19 protein-coding genes and 1 pseudogene are annotated in these 20092 nt (G+C 43.5%); 16 read left to right on the top strand and 4 right to left on the bottom strand.

The window, feature by feature from the left end; translation table 11 throughout:
- The first annotated feature begins 315 nt into the window (after positions 1–315).
- The 6 genes and pseudogenes from GPW69_RS08760 (at position 316) to GPW69_RS08735 (ending at position 8010) form a co-directional block, all read left to right on the top strand.
- Positions 316–1704, top strand: coding sequence for a dihydrolipoamide acetyltransferase (locus tag GPW69_RS08760; RefSeq protein WP_024385178.1), 1389 nt, complete (start codon positions 316–318; stop codon positions 1702–1704).
- A gap of 197 nt (positions 1705–1901) precedes the next feature.
- Positions 1902–3662: a dihydrolipoyl dehydrogenase gene (gene lpdA, locus GPW69_RS08755; RefSeq protein WP_029171016.1), complete on the top strand. Its 1761-nt coding sequence runs from the start codon at positions 1902–1904 to the stop codon at positions 3660–3662.
- Positions 3663–3803: 141 nt separating this feature from the next.
- Positions 3804–4664, top strand: a complete 861-nt coding sequence (locus GPW69_RS08750; RefSeq protein WP_074391676.1) for an HAD family hydrolase — start codon at positions 3804–3806, stop codon at positions 4662–4664.
- A complete protein-coding gene (locus GPW69_RS08745) occupies positions 4661–4900 on the top strand; it encodes a SemiSWEET transporter (protein ID WP_029171014.1) in 240 nt (79 codons plus the stop codon). The genes GPW69_RS08750 and GPW69_RS08745 overlap by 4 nt, the downstream gene beginning before the upstream one ends.
- Before the next feature lie 167 nt (positions 4901–5067).
- A pseudogene (gene licT, locus GPW69_RS08740) lies at positions 5068–5900 on the top strand (BglG family transcription antiterminator LicT).
- A gap of 199 nt (positions 5901–6099) precedes the next feature.
- Positions 6100–8010, top strand: coding sequence for a beta-glucoside-specific PTS transporter subunit IIABC (locus GPW69_RS08735; protein WP_074391677.1), 1911 nt, complete (start codon positions 6100–6102; stop codon positions 8008–8010).
- A gap of 49 nt (positions 8011–8059) precedes the next feature.
- Here the strand turns inward: GPW69_RS08735 and GPW69_RS08730 are convergent, their stop codons facing one another.
- Complete coding sequence (locus tag GPW69_RS08730) at positions 8060–8389, bottom strand: putative quinol monooxygenase (protein ID WP_197737233.1); 330 nt, start codon at positions 8387–8389, stop codon at positions 8060–8062.
- Positions 8390–8638: 249 nt separating this feature from the next.
- A complete protein-coding gene (locus tag GPW69_RS08725; RefSeq protein WP_074391678.1) occupies positions 8639–9553 on the bottom strand; it encodes an AraC family transcriptional regulator in 915 nt (304 codons plus the stop codon).
- A gap of 110 nt (positions 9554–9663) precedes the next feature.
- On the opposite strand from GPW69_RS08725, the gene GPW69_RS08720 reads away from it, so the two are divergent.
- From GPW69_RS08720 to rpsR, 10 genes are all read left to right on the top strand, one after another.
- The gene (locus GPW69_RS08720) at positions 9664–11148 is read left to right on the top strand and encodes a family 1 glycosylhydrolase (protein ID WP_024410374.1); all 1485 of its coding nucleotides are present in this window, start codon (positions 9664–9666) and stop codon (positions 11146–11148) included.
- Between the two features lie 44 nt (positions 11149–11192).
- A complete protein-coding gene (locus GPW69_RS08715; RefSeq protein WP_029171008.1) occupies positions 11193–11576 on the top strand; it encodes a VOC family protein in 384 nt (127 codons plus the stop codon).
- A 12-nt stretch (positions 11577–11588) separates the two neighbouring features.
- Positions 11589–13067, top strand: coding sequence for a 6-phospho-beta-glucosidase (locus tag GPW69_RS08710; RefSeq protein WP_074391679.1), 1479 nt, complete (start codon positions 11589–11591; stop codon positions 13065–13067).
- An 8-nt stretch (positions 13068–13075) separates the two neighbouring features.
- A complete protein-coding gene (locus GPW69_RS08705; RefSeq protein ID WP_074391680.1) occupies positions 13076–13675 on the top strand; it encodes a histidine phosphatase family protein in 600 nt (199 codons plus the stop codon).
- A gap of 11 nt (positions 13676–13686) precedes the next feature.
- Positions 13687–14289: a histidine phosphatase family protein gene (locus GPW69_RS08700; RefSeq protein WP_074391681.1), complete on the top strand. Its 603-nt coding sequence runs from the start codon at positions 13687–13689 to the stop codon at positions 14287–14289.
- A 14-nt stretch (positions 14290–14303) separates the two neighbouring features.
- The gene (locus tag GPW69_RS08695; RefSeq protein ID WP_074391682.1) at positions 14304–15743 is read left to right on the top strand and encodes a 6-phospho-beta-glucosidase; all 1440 of its coding nucleotides are present in this window, start codon (positions 14304–14306) and stop codon (positions 15741–15743) included.
- A gap of 83 nt (positions 15744–15826) precedes the next feature.
- Positions 15827–16816, top strand: a complete 990-nt coding sequence (locus GPW69_RS08690) for a lipoate--protein ligase (RefSeq protein WP_014736331.1) — start codon at positions 15827–15829, stop codon at positions 16814–16816.
- A gap of 171 nt (positions 16817–16987) precedes the next feature.
- Positions 16988–17278, top strand: coding sequence for a 30S ribosomal protein S6 (rpsF, locus tag GPW69_RS08685; RefSeq protein ID WP_002942403.1), 291 nt, complete (start codon positions 16988–16990; stop codon positions 17276–17278).
- An 11-nt stretch (positions 17279–17289) separates the two neighbouring features.
- Positions 17290–17784, top strand: a complete 495-nt coding sequence (locus GPW69_RS08680; protein WP_002942409.1) for a single-stranded DNA-binding protein — start codon at positions 17290–17292, stop codon at positions 17782–17784.
- A 31-nt stretch (positions 17785–17815) separates the two neighbouring features.
- A complete protein-coding gene (gene rpsR / locus GPW69_RS08675) occupies positions 17816–18055 on the top strand; it encodes a 30S ribosomal protein S18 (protein ID WP_002939250.1) in 240 nt (79 codons plus the stop codon).
- A 339-nt stretch (positions 18056–18394) separates the two neighbouring features.
- Here the strand turns inward: rpsR and GPW69_RS08670 are convergent, their stop codons facing one another.
- A complete protein-coding gene (locus GPW69_RS08670; RefSeq protein WP_012027735.1) occupies positions 18395–19051 on the bottom strand; it encodes a DUF1129 domain-containing protein in 657 nt (218 codons plus the stop codon).
- 15 nt (positions 19052–19066) lie between these two features.
- On the bottom strand, positions 19067–20011 hold the full coding sequence (locus tag GPW69_RS08665; protein WP_002939248.1) for a magnesium transporter CorA family protein: 945 nt from the start codon (positions 20009–20011) through the stop codon (positions 19067–19069).
- Positions 20012–20092 lie beyond the last annotated feature (81 nt).

Genomic DNA, 20092 nt, shown 5'->3' with positions numbered 1-20092 from the left:
TGGCTGTGTTGATTTGGCTTGCCTAAGGTCAGTTATGCCTGAACCAAATTGACTTGTCAGAAAAGCAATCGGAAAGACGATAACCTTAATATGCTAGAAATAAAATATTCTAGCATGACTAAGAATGCTTGGAAAAGAATTAAGCCACTTCGCTTGTCGAAGTCTGGTTTGGTTCTTGACAAGGTAAGAAACTGAAAGAAAGGATTAGAACACGAACTAAATGCTCGGAATTTAGATAGTCCGCCTTAGATGTGAAGCATCCTGCGTTGGACTCCTAAAATTCGGTCGCATTTGGACGTTCTTTGTATCATAATTATGGCTATTGAAATCATTATGCCTAAGCTCGGTGTGGACATGCAAGAAGGTGAAATCATCGAGTGGAAAAAACAAGAGGGCGATTTCGTCAATGAAGGCGACGTCATCTTGGAAATGATGTCTGACAAGACCAGCATGGAGCTGGAAGCAGAAGAGTCAGGCGTCCTATTGAAAATTGTTCACGGAAACGGTGCTACCGTTCCTGTAACAGAAGTTATTGCCTACATCGGTGCTGAAGGTGAGACGGTTGAAGCCGGCGCTTCAGCTGCACCTGCTGTTGAACCAGCAGCGGCTATTGAAGAAGTACCTGCTGGTCGTACACCAGTGATTGTTGCTCCTGCACCTGCTGCCAAACCACAAGGTGGTGGCAAGGTTCGTGCGACTCCAGCAGCACGTAAATTGGCGCGTGAGCTTGGAATCGATTTGGGTCTTGTTCCAGGAACAGGTGCTAACGGTCGTGTCCACAAGGTTGACGTCGAAGACTTCAAGGGAGCAGCTCCCAAAGCAACTCCGCTTGCAGCCCGTATTGCAGCAGACCAAGGTGTTGACTTGTCAACCCTTACAGGTTCAGGTGTCAACGGTAAGATTGTCAAGAACGACGTTCTTGCAGTACTTGCTCCTGCAGCTGTAGAAACTGCTGCTCCAGCACCAAAAGCAGAAGAAAAACCAGCTAAAGAATTGCCAGAAGGCGTTGAAATCATCAAGATGAGCCCAATGCGTAAGGCAATTTCAAAAGGTATGGTCAACTCTTACTTGACAGCTCCAACCTTTACGCTTAACTACGATATCGACATGACCAACCTCATGGCACTTCGTAAGCAAGTCCTTGAGCCAATCATGAACAAGACTGGTTTGAAAGTAACCTTTACAGACTTGATTGGTCTTGCGGTTGTTCGTACTTTGATGAAAGAAGAACACCGTTATATGAACGCATCTTTGATTAACGATGCACAAGAAATCGAATTACACAAGTTCGTCAACCTTGGTATCGCAGTAGGTCTAGATGATGGCTTGGTGGTGCCAGTTGTTCACGGTGCAGATAAGATGAGCTTGTCTGACTTTGTAGTGGCTTCGAAAGATGTCATCAAGAAGGCTCAATCTGGTAAGTTGAAGGGGGCTGAAATGTCAGGTTCGACCTTCTCTATCACCAACTTGGGTATGTTTGGTACTAAAACCTTTAACCCAATCATCAACCAACCAAACTCAGCAATCCTTGGTGTAGCATCAACTGTTCAAACACCAGTTGTTATCGACGGTGAAATCAAAATCCGTCCAATCATGGCACTCTGCTTGACCATCGACCACCGTATCATTGATGGTATGAATGGTGCTAAGTTCATGGTTGACTTGAAGAACTTGCTGGAAAACCCATTGGAATTGTTAATCTGATAAGGTTTTGTTGGTCAAAAATAAAGGAATGTAGATTTCTGAATAGAAAATAAAGAAAGGGAATAAGAGCGAGAGAGTTTTAGCAATTGAACCCGAGCGGAAAGCTCGGAAAAATAGATAAATCGTTTAGAAAATCAGGATTTTCTACGATTTCCTAATTTTTCAGTCGCTTTCTCTTCGCTCTTGGTATCTTAAACATGGCTATTGAAATTATTATGCCGAAACTTGGTGTAGATATGCAAGAAGGCGAAATCATCGAGTGGAAAAAACAAGAGGGTGATTTTGTCAACGAAGGTGATGTTATCTTGGAGATGATGTCAGACAAGACAAGTATGGAATTGGAAGCGGAAGAATCAGGTGTTCTTTTGAAAATCGTTCACGGTAACGGTGCAACTGTTCCTGTAACAGAAGTCATTGCTTACCTTGGTGCAGAAGGTGAAACAGTTGAAGTGGGTGCTGCACCTGCTCCAGCTGAAGTTGCTCAAGCAACTGCTGACTTGAAGGCAGCTGGTTTGGAAGTGCCTGCAGCTCCTGCAGCAGCTCCACAAGCTCCTAAGGCTGAATTGGCAGCTGATGAGTACGACATGGTTGTTGTCGGTGGTGGTCCTGCTGGTTATTATGCAGCTATTCGTGGTGCTCAATTGGGCGGTAAAATCGCTATCGTTGAGAAATCAGAATTTGGTGGTACTTGCTTGAACAAGGGTTGTATCCCAACTAAGACCTACCTTAAAAACGCTGAAATCCTTGATGGCTTGAAGATTGCTGCTGAGCGTGGTATCAACCTTGCTTCAACCAACTACACCGTTGACATGGACAAGACAGTTGACTTCAAGAACAAGGTTGTCAAGACATTGACTGGTGGCGTTCAAGGTCTCTTGAAAGCTAATAAAGTGACTATCTTCAACGGTCTTGGTCAAGTAAACCCTGACAAGACTGTTGTCATTGGCGACAAGGTTATCAAAGGTCGTAGCATCATTCTTGCAACAGGTTCTAAAGTATCACGCATCAACATCCCAGGTATTGATTCTAAGTTGGTATTGACTTCTGATGATATCCTTGACTTGCGTGAAATTCCTAAGTCACTCACTGTTATGGGTGGTGGCGTAGTCGGTGTGGAACTTGGTTTGGTTTACGCATCATACGGCACAGAAGTGACCGTTGTTGAAATGGCTGACCGTATCATTCCAGGTATGGACCGCGAAGTGTCTGTTGAATTGCAAAAAGTCCTTTCTAAGAAAGGTATGAAATTCTTGACATCTGTTGGTGTATCTGAAATCGTTGAAGCCAACAACCAATTGACAATCAAATTGAACGACGGTTCAGAAATCGTGTCTGAAAAAGCCCTTCTTTCAATCGGTCGTGTACCACAATTGGCTGGTCTTGAAAATCTGAACCTTGAACTTGACCGCGGTCGTATCAAGGTCAACGAGTACCAAGAAACTTCTATCCCAGGTATCTATGCACCAGGTGATGTCAATGGTACTAAGATGTTGGCACACGCTGCTTACCGTATGGGTGAAGTGGCAGCTGAAAACGCAATCCACGGTAACCACCACAAAGCTAAATTGGACTTCACACCAGCAGCGGTTTACACACACCCAGAAATCGCTATGGTTGGTTTGACAGAAGACCAAGCGATCGAGAAATACGGTAAAGAAAATATCCTTATCGGTCGCAACAGCTTCACTGGTAACGGTCGTGCAATCGCTTCTAACGAAGCACATGGTTTCGTAAAAGTTATCGCTGATAAGAAATACCATGAAATCCTTGGTGTTCACATCATCGGTCCAGTTGCAGCTGAAATGATCAACGAAGCAGCAACTATCATGGAATCTGAGTTGACAGTTGACGACGTGGCAGCATCTATCCACGGTCACCCAACCTTCTCGGAGGTTATGTATGAAGCCTTCCTTGATGTTCTTGGTGTTGCGATTCACAACCCACCAAAACGTAAATAATATAATAAATGAAAAGAAAGTCCAAGTGGCTTTCTTTTTTTGCATGTTCATAGGATAGTATCAATCTTTCGCAGTTTTGGACTGTTATTTGATAGAAAAACAGACTATACTTGTAGTAGAAAAAAGGCAAGGAGAATAAAGATGCGCAAGATTATTTTTTTAGATGTTGACGGGACCTTGGTTGACTATCACAATCGGATTCCAGAAACAGCTATTCGGGCTATTCGACAAGCTCGTGAAAATGGGCACTTGGTCTATGTCTGTACTGGTAGGAGCCGAGCGGAAATGCAGCCAGAACTATGGGAAATTGGCCTGGACGGAATGATTGGCGGCAACGGCTCCTATGTAGAGCATCAGGGAAAGGTCGTTATGCACCAACTCATTTCTAAGGAAGACGCAAAAGCTGTTGTAGACTGGCTCCATGAACGTGGTTTGGAATTTTATCTGGAAAGCAATAATGGCCTCTTTGCTAGTGAGAATTTCCGTGAACGGGCTCGTGAAACCTTGAAAATCTATGCCATGAACAAGGGGAAAACAGCTGAGGAGGTCGCTAATCAAGAGGTAGAAGATGTCATGCATGGAATGGTATTTGATGGAGAATTGTACCGAGATGATTTGAATAAAATCAGTTTTGTACTCGATTCCTACCAGGATCATTTGGACTCCAAGGCGGCGTTTCCACGGTTAGTAGCTAATACCTGGGGTGGTCGCGGAGAGACGGCGCTATTTGGTGATTTAGGTGTGAAAGATATTGACAAGGCACATGCGATTGATGTTCTGTTGGAACACCTTGGAGCCAAAAAAGAGGATACCATCGCATTTGGAGATGCTAAGATTGACATCCCTATGCTGGATTACTGTGCGATTGGTGTCGCTATGGGAAATGGCGGAGCGGAAATCTTGGCTATGGCTGATATGGTGACGGACGATGTAGAACATGACGGTCTCTATAATGCTTTCGAAAAATTGGGATTGTTAGAAAAACAGGAGGGGGTAATATGATTGGATTTGTAGCGGCTTGCTTGACAACTTTTGGATTTTTGCCACAGGTCATACAGGTAGTAAAAACGAAGGAAACTCAGGCTATTTCACTCGGAATGTATAGTATGTCTGTCACAGGTATCGGTCTATGGTTAATCCATGGCATTTTGATAGGAGATGCGGCACTCATCGTTGCGAATAGTATTTCCTTTGTTTTATCTGGTATTATTCTGTTCTATAAACTGCGTTACAAATAAGATTTTTAAACCGCTTGCAAAACGATTTGTAATCTGATAAGATAAGAGTAGGATTGTTACTGATAAGCAGGCAAAACCTAAGCAGATAGTGAATAGTCTGGCGACAGTCTTATTTGCTATGTGTTTAGGTTCTTTTTTATCAGTTGAATAAAGAGGCGGTAAAGTAGATGCAGATTGAAAAAGTTTATAACAACAATGTCATTCAAGCAATAGATCAGCAGGGCCGTGAGTTGATTGTCATGGAAAAGGATTAGGTTTTCAGAAAAAAGCAGGGGAAGAATTAGACACCAGTAAAATCGAGAAAACCTTTGTGCTGCAAAATGACTATCAACAATCAGATTTATCAAGTCTGTACCTGCAAATGGAGAGCAGTGAAGTCGAAGTAGTCAATGCCATTATCAATAGGGCAGAAGAAACCTTAGAAGTTCAGTTTGATTTGTCTTTGTATCTAGCCTTAGCAGACCACTTACATTTTGTATTTCAGCGATGCCGTGAAGGTATCTTTATTGAGAATCCGCTGTCTTGGGAAGTACGTAAGTTTTATCCGAAGGAATACCAAATTGGCTTAGAAGCCTTGCAGTTGGTGCAGGAACGTTTAGGCTTGGAACTAGGAAAGGGAGAGGCTTCGTCTATCGCTCTTCATCTGGTAAATGCTCAGAAAAATGGTGCGTTTGGGAAAGAGACTCAAATCATCAGTAAGATTGTCACACAAATTTTAGATATTGTTCGCTTGCATTTTGGCTCTGTCAGCTATGAAGAAGATACAAGCTATCATCGATTTGTAACACATATCCAGTATTTTGCTCAACGTGTGGTCAATGGTGTTATAGAGGGGCAAAATGATGCCTTTCTGTATGAACAGGTAAAGGCTAACTATCCTGACTCGTTTGCTTGTACGACTAAGATTCGTCAGCATATTGCGGAGGTTTATCAATTTGAGATGTCAAAAGATGAACAAGTCTATTTGACTATTCATATCCAGCGTTTAAAAACAAGTTAGAAAAAAAGTCAAAAAAACTTCGGAAAACGCTTGCAAAAAAATTTGCAATGTGTTATTATAATCTCAACAAAAGGATTGTTACTGGTAAGCAGGCAAAACCTAAATATATACAAGATACTCTTTTTGGCTTGGGTCGAGAGGTAGTGTTTGGTATATGTTTAGGTTTTTCTGTTTTTCCAGAAAAGAAAGGAGCCGGAAAATGGCAAAGGATTATACAGATTTAGCTACAGATATAGTAGCTCATGTCGGAGGAAAAGAAAACATCAGCAGTCTCAAGCACTGTGTGACTCGTCTTCGTTTTGGTCTCAAGGATGAGTGCAAGGCAGATACAGACTACCTTAAAGCGCGTGATGGTGTTGTGACAGTTGTACAAGCTGGTGGACAATACCAAGTGGTTATCGGTAACCATGTACCAGATGTTTATGCAGCGGTGCAAAAAGTTGCAGGGATCGCAGGGGATGGCTCATTGGATATTGACGAAGGCGACGGACCGAAGGGAAATCTGTTTGAACGCTTTATTGATTTGCTTTCAGGAATTTTTCAAGCTTTCTTGGGTCCCCTAGCAGCGGCTGGTATCATCAAAGGTATTGTTGCTATCATGGCTTCCAGAGGCATGACAAGTGATAACAGCGCAGTTTATGCAATCTTAAACGCAGCGGGCGACGGATTCTTCCAATATTTACCTTTGCTAGTTGCACTAACTTCAGCACGTAAATTCAAGATGAATGAATTTACTGCCCTAGCAATCGGTATGGCCTTGATCTACCCAACCTTACCGGGCTCACTTGCAACATTGAAGGAAGCTGGACTGGATAATGTGTTTGGTATTCCATTTGTTTTGCCAACAGCAGGTAGCTACTTGTCAACAGTTATCCCAGCTATCTTAGCAACTTGGGTGGCATCTATCATCGAAAAAAATATTCGTAAAGTCACACCAGATGTTGTCAAACTTTTTGTTGTCCCATTTGTGACCATTCTGGTGGCAGTTCCATTAACCTTCTTAGTGGTGGGTCCAGTTGCCAACTTTATCTCTGATATTCTATCTAATACCTTCACAGCTATCATGAATTTCAGCCCAATTCTCTACGGCTTGGTTCTTGGAGCAGCGTGGCAAGTTTTGGTTATGTTTGGAATGCACTGGGCAGTAGTACCATTGGCAATCATGCAAGTAGCTTCAAACGGTATGTCTGCAATTCTTGTTCCAGCCTTGCTTCCAAACTTTACACAGACAGGTGTTCTTTTGGCAATCATGTTAAAAACTAAAGAATCCAAGGTGAAAACAGTTGCGATGCCTGCCTTCGTGTCATCTATCTTTGGTGTTACCGAACCAGCAATCTACGGTGTTACTCTCCCAATGAAAACTCCATTCTTTATCTCATGTGCTGTTTCAGGTATAATCGGAGCTGCGATGATGTTCTTTAATGTGTTGGGCTATTCAATCGGAGGTATGGGGGTCTTCTTGTATCCATCGCTTGTTAATCCAACCAACGGAGATATGTCAGGAATGATTGCTGCAATCGGTTTAACAGTAGCAGCTATCGTCGCTTCATTTGCTATCCAAATGGCTCTTCCAGTTCCTTACTTGTACGGAGAGCCTACTGAAAAAAAGACAGTTGAACCAACTAAGGAATCTATCCCAGAATTAAAAGAAATCAAGCAAGAAATTATTGCTAGTCCCCTGATTGGTAAGGTTGTGAAATTGGAAAATGTTCCAGATGCTGTATTTGCTTCAGGAGCTATGGGCAAAGGGATTGCAATTGATTCATTGGATGGCATCTTAGTCTCTCCAGCCAAGGCTGAAGTAACTCTTGTATTCCCAACCAAGCATGCCATCGGTCTTCGGACGGAAAATGGTGCAGAGCTTCTTATCCATATTGGTATGGACACCGTATCTCTTGCAGGTAAGGGATTTGAGTCCTTTGTCCAAGTAGGGGATGTGGTAGATGCAGGTCAGAAACTACTCGAATTTGACCTCCACCAAATTAAAGCAGCTGATCTTCCAGTCATCACTCCAATTATCGTGACCAACACAGCTGACTACGAGGACATCTTGGTAACCCAAGAAAGCCAGATCAACAGTGGTGATTACCTCCTAACTACTGTGAAATAAAAATAGAGCGGTTGGCAATTGTGCCGACCGCTTTATTTTTGAATTTTATTTAGCGATTAAGAAACTCCTTATCTTGCTCCGGAATCCCATCTTCATCACTGCTATAGCGTTCTGCTGTCACAGTCAGCTGGTACTTGCTCCGTAGATCTAGGATTTCCTGCATCATAGGAGAAGCATGGTGGATATCCAGAGCGGCTTGGTCCGTCCAACTATCAACCAAGAGGATGGAGTGGGGATCGTCGAGTGGTACAAAGTATTGGTAACGCAGGTTGCCAGCCTGCTGGCGAATGCGGTCCGCAATGCCACTAGCTTCCATTTCCTGAGCGAACGCACGCGCATTGTCAGCTGGTCCAGTATAGTAAAGATGCATGGTGATCATAATCTAAGATATAAAGGGCGTTATGCGGACACAGACAAAATAGAGTCTTTTAGTTTACTTTTAGTACTAGGCAATGAGCTGTAGGCAGTACTGAAGTACGGCAAAGCGAATTAACGAAGTAATAAAAGAAAAACTAAATGACGTAGGAAACAGAACGACGACGCAAGCGTCCAGTTCTCGTTTATCTTTTTGGCACAGTCCGTAGCCCGTATTCAGTTCAACCAAATACGGAGGCCCTAGTCCTTTCTATTATTTATCAAAATTGGTATAGGCCCTATTCTTCCGCAATTGTTTGCGGTAGTTGCTAGGGGTGGTATGGTAGTATTGCTTGAACTGGCGGTTGAAGTTGGACAGGTTATTAAAGCCAACTTCGGTGGCGATTTCTAGTACTGGTTTGAGGGTATTGGTCAGGAGCTCGGTTGCGGCTCGCAGTCGGACTTGGATGATAAATTCCATGCAGGAAGTTCCGGTTTGTTGCTTGAAGACTGTCATAAAGTGAGTTTTGGTATAGCCCATTCGGTCTGCCAGTTGTTCAATGGTCAGGTTATCGGCATAATGTTGCTGGATGTACTCGATCAACAACCGCAGTTTTTCATTCTTCCGATACATATCATCGGTATTTTTTCGGACAATGTAGCGGTGGCGATAGAGCAGGTAGAAGAGGTCAAAGAGTCGACTCTTGAGTGGCAATTCGAAGTAGGGTGGCTGGTGTCTGACCAATTCGAAAATGGTTAGTAAGCACTGTCTAATTTCTGCATAGCCTGGGTCTTGGGCTTGGATACGTGGAACACACTTGAAGACATCCGTCTGCAAGGGTTGGAGATAGAGCATGCTGGTTTTGTCCAAGTGAGAAGCCCCTAGCATATCCAGATGAAAGAGGAGGGTATCGGTCTCGTGCCCCCGCTGTTCAATCGGGTGAATGGAATGCGGAGCATTGGGCCGAATAAGGATAATGTCGCCAGCCTGACTATTGAAATAATCGTAGTCGATATGGTAGCGAGCTGTCCCTCCGTAAACATAGTTGATTTCAAATTCATTATGCCAATGAAAAAGAACATCAGGAATCCCGTTCATGACACTGGTGTGGTAAAACTTGTAAGGCAATAATTGACTATCATAGTCAACAGCGTGTTTGAAGTTGTTATCCGTCAATGGTGGTTGCATACAATTCTCCAATTCGTAGGATAGTATCATTATAGCATATTATTTGAGAAGAAAAGGGTTTCAAATCTGTTTATACTATATTTATCAGAAAAAAGATAAGGGAGAAACTTATGTCACGATTTCCAAAAAATTTCCTCTGGGGAGGAGCTATTGCAGCCAACCAGGCAGAAGGTGCCTATAATGTAGACGGACGCGGTTTGGTCCAGACAGACGTTACAACAGGAGGTTCTGTTAACAGCCCTCGCTATACAACCTACATTGATAAGTATGGCAAGCCAGGCAAGTATGCTTCTATGGGGCATGCTGGCGGACATCTGCCAGAAGGGGCAACCTATGCAGTCCTAGAAGACCATTATTATCCAAACCATAAGGCTGTGGATTTCTATCACCGCTACAAAGAAGACATCAAGCTCTTCGCTGAAATGGGCTATTCTGTTTTCCGATTGTCCATTTCCTGGGCACGGATTTTCCCAAATGGGGATGATGCAGAGCCAAACCAAGCAGGTCTTGATTTCTATCGTTCTGTTTTTGAAGAATGCCGCAAGTATGGTATTGAGCCGCTGGTTTCCATTTGGCACTTTGATACACCGCTTAGCCTGGAACAACGTTTCGGTGGCTGGAAAAACCGCAAGCTTGTTGATTTCTATGTCAAATATGCGGAAACCATTTTCAAGGAATACAAGGGGCTTGTTAAATACTGGTTGACCTTCAATGAAATCAACGGTGGCATCATGTTCTTAGATCTCTTTGGTGATGACATGACGGACCAGGATTACCAAGATGCTTACCAAAGCCTCCACCACCAGTTTGTTGCCTCTGCCAAGGCTGTTCAAATTGGGCATGAGATTGATCCAGAAAATAAAATTGGGAACATGATTTGTGGTATCACCTTCTACCCAGGCACCTGTGACCCAGCAGACATTCTTGCCAACCAACACGCTTGGGAGCAAAACATCTACTATTGTGGCGATGTGCAGGCCAAAGGAAAATACGGTACCTATGCCAAACGTCTCTGGGCAGAACACAATGTAGTAGTTGAAATGGCGGAGGATGACCTAGAAGTCCTGGCCAAAGGGAAAGTTGATATGTACACCTTCTCTTACTATATGTCTACCGTTGTGACGACTCATCAGACAGAGGATACCGTTTCTGGCAACTTCTCGGCAGGTGCCAAAAACCCTTACTTGACTTACTCTGACTGGGGCTGGGCACACGATCCGTCTGGACTCCAATACTACCTTGAAAAAATGTACGACCGTTATGAAATTCCGCTCATGGTTGTGGAAAATGGCTTGGGAGCCTTTGATACGGTGGAAGAAGACGGCTCTATCCATGATGATTACCGCATCGACTACCATCGTGCCCATGTTAATGCCATGGCAGATGCTATTGCCAACGGCGTAGACTTGATTGCCTACACCACTTGGGGTTGTATCGACCTAGTGTCAGCAGGAACAGGTGAAATGCGGAAACGCTACGGCTTTATCTACGTGGATATGGATGATGCTGGAAACGGAACACTTGATCGAACACCAAAAGATTCATTCTACTGGTACAAGAAAGTCATTGCCAGCAATGGTGAAGATGTCGAATAAAGAAGACGGCGATGTGCCGTTTTTCTTTAAGGAAGGAGTACAACATGAGGATAGAACATGTAGCAATCTACACTCAGGATTTGGAAGGTATGCGTAATTTCTTTGAAACCTATTTCCATGCTCAATCGAATCAACTCTACCATAATCAGAAAACCAGTTTCGAGTCCTATTTTCTTACCTTTGAAGACGGGGCTCGACTGGAAATTATGACCAGGGACGATGTGGTAGACAAACCAAGCCAGCTCAATCATCTAGGTCTCATTCATCTAGCCTTTAGTCTAGGAAGTGAGGAAGTTGTGAATGAGTTGACAGAGCGACTCGTTGCAGCAGATTACCCACTTCTCAGTGGGCCAAGAGTAACTGGAGATGGTTACTATGAATCGTGCGTTTTAGGATTTGAAGGTGTTCAAATTGAGTTAACAGTGTAAAGGAGCCAAGTAATGTCAGAAAAACAATTTCCAAAAGGATTTCTTTGGGGAGGTGCAACAGCAGCCAATCAGTTTGAGGGAGGATTCGGAGAAGGAGGGCGTGGCTTTGCGACTTCCGATACATCCCGTGCGGTTTCACCAGAGGAGCGTAAATCGATGGGGAGTGAGTTCACTACTCCGATGAATCGAGAAAAGCTCGAATTTGCAATGAATGATACGGAAGGGCTCTATCCTAAACGCTGGGGGTCAGATTTCTACCATCGTTATAAAGAAGATATTGCACTCTATGCGGAGATGGGCTTTAAAACCTTCCGACTTTCAATTGCTTGGCCACGTATTTTCCCGAAAGGTGATGAATTAGAGCCGAATGAAGAAGGCTTGGCATTCTACGACAAGGTCTTTGATGAACTCAATAAATACGGCATCGAACCATTGGTGACCCTTTCGCATTATGAATTCCCAGTTCATCTGGTGACGGAATATGGCGGTTGGAAGAACCGCAAAGTGATTGACTTCTTCGTTCGCTATGCAGAAACAGTTTTCAATCGTTACAAGGGCAAGGTCAAGTATTGGCTAACCTTCAATGAAATCAATATCCTTGGTATGACTGGTTATTTATCAGGCGGCTTGCTATTTGAAGATGATCAGTTGCACTTGGACGAAATGTACCAAGCAGTCCACCATCAGTTTGTCGCTTCTAGTTTAGCAACAAAAGTTGCTCATGAGATTGATCCAGAAAACAAGGTTGGTTGTATGCTGGCTCGTATGGAAGCCTATCCAGCAACCTGTCATCCAGATGATATGATGTACGCGCTACAAAAAGACCAATCTAACCTGTTTTACTCGGATGTTCAAGTGCGTGGGGAATATCCGCGTTACATGAATCGCTTCTTCAAGGAAAATAATATCACCATTCACTTTGAACCAGGCGATGAAGCGATTTTGAAACAATATCCCGTGGATTTTATGAGTTTTTCATACTATATGACCTCCGTTACCCGCCATCCAAATAATCAAACGCCAGAGCAAAAAGCGACAGCAGGAAACTTGATTCTAGGCGAAGCAAATCCATATCTGGAAGCCTCCGACTGGGGTTGGCAGATTGATCCTGTCGGCCTCCGTCTCACACTCAATAAGCTCTACGACCGTTACCAAATTCCTCTCTTCATTGTGGAAAATGGCCTAGGTGCCTTGGATACGGTTGAGAAGGATGGTTCCATTCACGATCATTATCGGATTGATTACCTTCGCAAACATGTGGAACAAATGTATGAAGCCATCGAAGATGGGGTAGAACTCATGGGTTACACCTGGTGGGGTTGCACGGACTTGGTTTCAGCTTCAACATCAGAAATGTCCAAACGGTACGGTTTTGTTTATGTAGATGCGGATGACCAAGGAAATGGCAGCTTTGACCGTTCACGGAAGGATTCCTTCTTCTGGTATAAGGACCTTATCGCAAGTAATGGAGCAAGCATTTTGAATGACTAGGAGGTTTTATGGTAAAAACAATCTATTTGATGCGCCATGGGGAGACACTTTTTAACACCCAAGGTCGTGTACAGGGCGTCTGCGATTCTCCTTTGACGGAAAATGGCAGAGCGCAAGCACAGGCGGCTAAGAATTACTTTGCTGAGCAAGGTGTCCAGTTTGGTGCAGTCTATTCTTCCACACAGGAACGTGCGACAGATACTGCCAAGATTGTGTCAGGTCAGGAGAATGTCCAGCAATTAAAAGGGCTCAAAGAAATGGATTTCGGCATTTTCGAAGCACAACCTGAAATGCTTTTGCCCAAGTTTCGTCCAGGAGCCAATTCATTTGAAGACCTCTTGGTGCCTTTCGGAGGTGAGGATATTCGTACAGTCGGACAACGAGTAGCTCAGACGGTAGAAGAGACGGTGTCAGAACAGGATGAAAAAACGGTGTTGGCTGTCAGTCATGGTGCAGCCATGTGGGGCTTTATGTTACACCACAAAATCGAACTTCCAGCTGATTTCCGATTTAGCAACTGTGCCATTTGCCAGTTAGAATACGATGGGGACCAGATTCGCTTAGTCAAAGTAATCAATCCTGTCCTCAATCAAGTGATTGATTTGTAAGGAGGAGGGAAATGGCAACAAAATTGTACTTAATGCGCCATGGACAAACTCGGTTTAATCAACAAGGTCGCATTCAAGGGGCCTGCGATTCTCCCTTGACAGAACTGGGAAAAGAGCAAGCACTAGCTGCTCACCAGTATTTTCAAGAGCAAGGGATTGAGTTCGATAAAATCTATTCTTCAACCCAAGAACGTGCCTGTGACACAGCTGAATTGGTTACAGGGAGGATGGACTATATTCGCTTGAAAGGCTTGAAAGAACAGGATTTTGGAGCTTTCGAGGGTCAACAGGAATATCTTAACCCTCCTCTCCAAGGAGATATTGGCTACGGTGATTACTTTGTCACCTTTGGAGGAGAGTCTTATCAAGATGTCCGACAACGAATGGTCGAAACCATTGGGGGCATCATGGAAGAAGCAGAAAATCAATCCGTTTTAGTGGTTAGTCATGGAGCTGCCATTGCCCAATTTTTCAGGCAGGTATTGACAAACTATCCGCAAGTTCGGATGCGTAATTGTGCCATATTGAGCTTTGATTATGAGGATGGAAAGTATGACCTAGTCAGTGTCGTTGACCCTGTGAACAGAGAGATTCTTTATCAACAACAAAGCTAGGAAAAGGAGAAAAAATGACAGTAACAAAAGTATTTCCAGAAGGATTTTTATGGGGTGGTGCAACAGCTGCCAACCAATGTGAGGGTGCCTATGATGTGGACGGGCGTGGACTTGCCAATGTTGACGTAGTTCCAATTGGTGAAGAGCGAGGAGCCATTATCACTGGACGTAAGAAGATGTTTGACTTTGAGGACGGTTATTTCTACCCAGCCAAAGAGTCTATTGACATGTACCACCATTTCAAGGAGGATATTGCTCTCTTTGGAGAAATGGGCTTTAAGACCTATCGTCTATCCATCGCCTGGTCCCGTATTTTCCCTAAGGGAGACGAGCTAGAGCCGAACGAAAAAGGCTTGCGATTCTACGAAGACTTGTTTAAGGAGTGCCACAAGTACGGCATTGAGCCCCTTGTGACCATTACCCACTTTGACTGTCCAATGCACTTGATTGAGACCTACGGTGGCTGGCGCAATCGTAAGATGCTTGAATTTTACGAACGCCTGTGCCGTACCCTCTTCACACGCTACAAGGGCTTGGTCAAATATTGGCTGACCTTCAACGAAATCAACATGATTCTCCATGCACCATTTATGGGGGCGGGTCTCTATTTTGAAGAAGGTGAAAATGTGGAGCAGGTCAAATACCAGGCAGCACACCATGAGCTTGTTGCCTCTGCCATTGCCACAAAATTGGCCCATGAAATTGACCCAGAAAACAAGGTTGGCTGTATGTTGGCCGCAGGTCAATACTACCCACACACCTGTCACCCACGTGATGTCTGGGAAGGTCTGCAAGAAGACCGTGAAAATTATTTCTTCATCGATGTTCAGGCGCGTGGCTATTATCCAAACTATGCCAAGAAGAAATGGGAACGTGCAGGCATTGAGATTGAAATGACCGACGAAGATCTAGCACTCCTGAAAGAGCATACGGTGGACTTCATTTCCTTCTCTTACTACTCTAGCCGTGTTGCATCTGGCGATCCAGCAGAGAAGGAAAAAACAGCAGGCAATATCTTTGCTTCCATTAAAAATCCTTACCTAGACGCATCGGAATGGGGCTGGCAGATTGACCCACTCGGTTTCCGCATTACCCTCAACTCTATCTGGGATCGCTACCAAAAGCCACTCTTTGTGGTGGAAAATGGTCTGGGAGCAGTTGACACGCCAGATGAAAATGGCTATGTGGAAGACGATTACCGTATCGACTACCTCCGTCAACACGTCTTAGCTATGCGCGACGCCATTGTCGAAGATGGTGTGGAGCTCTTGGGCTACACCACTTGGGGCTGTATTGACCTAGTTTCTGCTGGAACTGGCGAAATGAAAAAACGCTACGGTTTCATTTATGTTGACCGGGACAATGAGGGAAATGGCACTCTCAAACGCTCTAAGAAAAAATCATTTGATTGGTATAAGAAAGTCATCGCTACAAACGGGGCAGATGTGGAATAAAATATGAGAGACAGGTCTTCGGACTTGTCTTTTGTTATCGTTTCCACTATAATAAAAATTAGTTAACAATAAAGGAGTTTTGCATGAAATACATCGTAAACAACAGCAATGACCCAGCTTATAACATCGCCCTCGAAGCCTATGCCTTCAAGGAATTAACAGATATTGACGAGATTTTTATCCTTTGGATCAATGAGCCTGCCATCATTATCGGTAAGCACCAGAATGCTATTGAAGAAATCAACAAGGAATTCACAGACGAAAAAGGCATCCATGTTGTTCGCCGTCTGTCAGGTGGTGGCGCCGTCTATCATGACCTCAACAACCTCAACTACACCATTATTTCAAACAAGGCAGACGAGGGAGCTTTTGATTTCAAGACCTTCTCTAAACCTGTGATTGATACCCTTGCGACACTGGGTGTTGAGGCGAATTTCACCGGCCGTAATGACCTGGAAATTGATGGTAAGAAAATCTGTGGTAATGCCCAAGCCTACGCCAAAGGCCGTATGATGCACCACGGTTGCTTGCTCTTTGATGTTGATATGTCTGTCCTCGCAAGTGCCCTCAAGGTCAGCAAGGACAAGATTGAATCCAAGGGTGTCAAGTCAGTCCGTGCCCGCGTGACCAACATCAACAACGAGTTGCCTGAGAAGATGACCGTTCTGGAGTTCAAGGATGCCATTCTCAACCAGATGAAGCAAGAATACCCAGACATGGACGAGTATGTCTTGTCAGAAGATGATTTGGCCCGTATCCAAGAAATCCGTGATACGCAGTTTGCAACATGGGATTGGACCTACGGTCAAACACCAGAATACACTGTGGAGCGCAGCGTGCGTTACCCAGCTGGTAAAATCACAACCTACATCAAGGCTGAAAAATCAGTCATCGAATCTATCAAGATTTACGGAGACTTCTTCGGTATCGGTGATGTATCGGATATTGAAGACTTGCTGGTCGGCACTCGCTACGAGTACGCAGATGTACTTGCGAAACTCCAAGAAATCGATACAACACACTACTTCTCACGCATGACAACAGAAGAAGTAGCAAAAGCGATTGTAGCTTAATCCATAGGGCTGCCCTTTGTTTGGGCAGTCTTTATTTTTTGTGAAAATGTTTTCGGCAAACTGTTTTCACTTGCACATTTTCTATATTATGGTATAATTATTTTCTGTGAGTATCCCTCACTTACTCGTGGCTAGACCATGAGTCATTAGACCAAAAGGAGGAACATATCAATGGCTAAATACGAAATTCTTTATATTATTCGTCCAAACATTGAAGAAGAAGCTAAAAACGCTTTGGTAGCACGCTTTGACTCTATCTTGACTGACAACGGTGCAACTATCGTTGAATCAAAAGCATGGGAAAAACGTCGCCTTGCATACGAAATCAAAGATTTCCGCGAAGGTTTGTACCACATCGTTAACGTTGAAGCTAACAACGATGAAGCTCTTAAAGAGTTTGACCGTTTGTCAAAAATCAACGGCGACATTCTTCGTCACATGATTGTCAAACTTGACGCGTAAGAAGGTGTTGTATGATTAATAATGTAGTATTGGTTGGTCGTATGACCCGTGATGCAGAACTTCGTTATACTCCGTCTAATCAAGCTGTTGCGACTTTTACTTTGGCGGTTAACCGCAATTTTAAAAATCAAAACGGTGAGCGTGAAGCGGACTTTATCAACGTAGTCATTTGGCGTCAACAAGCTGAGAATTTGGCGAATTGGGCTAAGAAAGGTGCTCTGATTGGTGTTACAGGTCGTATCCAGACACGTAGCTATGACAATCAGCAAGGGCAACGTGTCTACGTTACTGAGGTAGTTGCAGAAAGTTTCCAACTCTTGGAAAGCCGTACTGCCCGTGAAGGTCAAGGTGGAGGCTATTCAGCTGGCAACTCGTTTGCTGGAGGAAATGACTACAACTCACCTTATCAAGCGCCTGCACAATCTACACCAAACTTCGCTCGAGAAGAAAGTCCATTTGGAGCAAGTAATCCAATGGATATATCAGACGATGACCTACCATTCTAGGTCAAAATTAATAATATAAAGGAGAACACACATGGCTCAACAACGTCGTGGCGGTTTCAAACGCCGTAAAAAAGTTGACTATATCGCAGCTAACAAAATTGAATATGTTGATTACAAAGATACTGAGCTTCTTAGCCGTTTCATTTCTGAACGTGGAAAAATTCTTCCACGCCGTGTAACTGGAACTTCAGCTAAAAACCAACGTAAAGTAACAACAGCTATCAAACGTGCTCGCGTTATGGCTCTTTTACCATTCGTAAACGAAGATTAAAAAAATGGTCCAGTGGACCATTTTTTCATGAGCTCGAAATTAAGAAAGCGAATTAAGTCCTTGAATGGACTGTTTTTTCACGAGCATGAAAATAAGAAAGCGAGTAATGTCCCAGTGGACCATTTTTTTCATGAGCTCGAAATTAAGAAAGCGAATTAAGCCTTTGAATGGACTGTTTCAACCCGAGCCAAGAAGTTAGAAAGCGAGGCACAGTCTGGGGATAGACTGTTTCAGCAGATTACATAGACAAGTGACAGCGGATAAGGTTCTCGGGCGATTTGATAGCTGAACTGTATAGATAAACAAAAGCGACTGGAATATTCCAATCGCTTTGTTTTATTATTGAACTGGGGACATGGCATTGCGAATGTTATATTTCTTTTTCAAGAGGTAGCGTGCACCGAAAGCAGCAGCTCCGATAAGAATAGTAACAAGCGGAGGAAGAACCGGGTTAAATGCGGCTGGAATCAGTGCTGCTAGAATGAAAACGACTGACCAAGCCAGCGTAGCAAGTCCAAGAAAAGCGATAGCTTTCAGCAATTTAGGACGTTGCCCAGTTTTAATTTGTTCTCTGTAAACGAAATGGTACATCAAGTACATCCCTGCACCAACACCGAAACCGATGACAAATAATGTTAATAGCCCATACTGTGCACCTTGGCCAAAAAGATTCATCAAACCATTGATACCAGCAATAATTGCAAGCATGAAAAGACTAGAATCTAGCCACATCAACCATGGATTTTCATTGTATTCCACTTGGTCTTTCTTTTCCTGTTCAGAAATTGTCTTACTAGCAGCCCACTCACTTGGTGCTCCATAGAGATTGCGGGCAGTCACGCCAGTTTTTTGCTTTTCAATGATAGTTGGTAAAATTTCTTCCAAGAGTTCTTTGATTTCGCTATCAGACTTTCCATCTTTAATCAGTTGGTTGGTCGCAATATGGATAAATTCTTGGTTCTTTTTTGTTAATCCGTTGATTTCTGTAAATGACATGTTAATCTCCTTAGGTTAAAACCATCTCTTACGGATGAAGTAGAAGGTGAGTGATAGGCTGATTGCAAATGCGAAGAGGATAATCCACCAAAAAGCATAGGGAATATCGTTAAAAGGAATGATATTGTCCTTAAAGTTCATACCGTATGCAGAGAAGACCATGGTTGGGATAGAGAGAACGATTGTCACTAATGCCAAGGTTTTCATGATGGTATTTTGGTTGTTAGAAATGATAGAAGCAAAGGCATGGGTCATAGAGTTCAGAATGGAACCATAGATGTCTGCCATCTCAATGGCCTGTTGGGTTTCGACCAAGGTATCTTCAAGCAAATCCTCATCCTCTTCATACTTACGGAGTAGACGTGAGGAACTAGCAAGTTTTTTGACCAAACGCTCATTGGTTTTGAGGGAAGCCTTGAAGTAGACGATGGTTTTTTCCAATTCCATGAGTACAATTAATTCTTCATTTCGAGTAGCCTCATGGAGTTGCTTCTCAATCTCTTCGCTCTTTCTGTCAATGGTCCGTAGGGCTGACAAGTAGAGTTGAGCATTGCGGTAGAGAATTTGGAAAACGAAACGAGACTTCATGAAAGTGAAGAAATTCCGTAGACGACGATGGATAAACTGCTCAAACAGTGGCAATGGTTCCAAACAAGTCGTGATAATCGCATCATCTGTTAGAATAATTCCCAAAGGAATAGTAATATAATATGTCTTGTTGTTTCGTTCTTCAAGAATTGGGACGTCGACCAGGATGAGCGTATAGTCATCTTCGACAGTGATACGAGAGGATTCTTCCGCATCGAGCGGTGCTCGCAGGTCAGCGATGTCAATCTTATAGTGTTCAGCCACTTCCATAGACTCGCTCTGGGAGGGGTTGACCAAATTAATCCAAGCCCCTGGTTCAAAGGTTTGGATTTCTTCTAAATCAGTCATGGTTGATAGAAAAATTTGTTTCATATCTTTGCCCTCCTTTTATCTTTGTTGCGTTAACGCAACCTCTATTATACCAAAAAATGTGCAGTTTCGGAAAGGTTTTAT

The organism is Streptococcus suis, assembly GCF_902702775.1.
GTDB classification, from domain to species: Bacteria; Bacillota; Bacilli; order Lactobacillales; family Streptococcaceae; genus Streptococcus; species Streptococcus hashimotonensis.
This window is presented reverse-complemented; position numbering and strand designations above follow the sequence as displayed.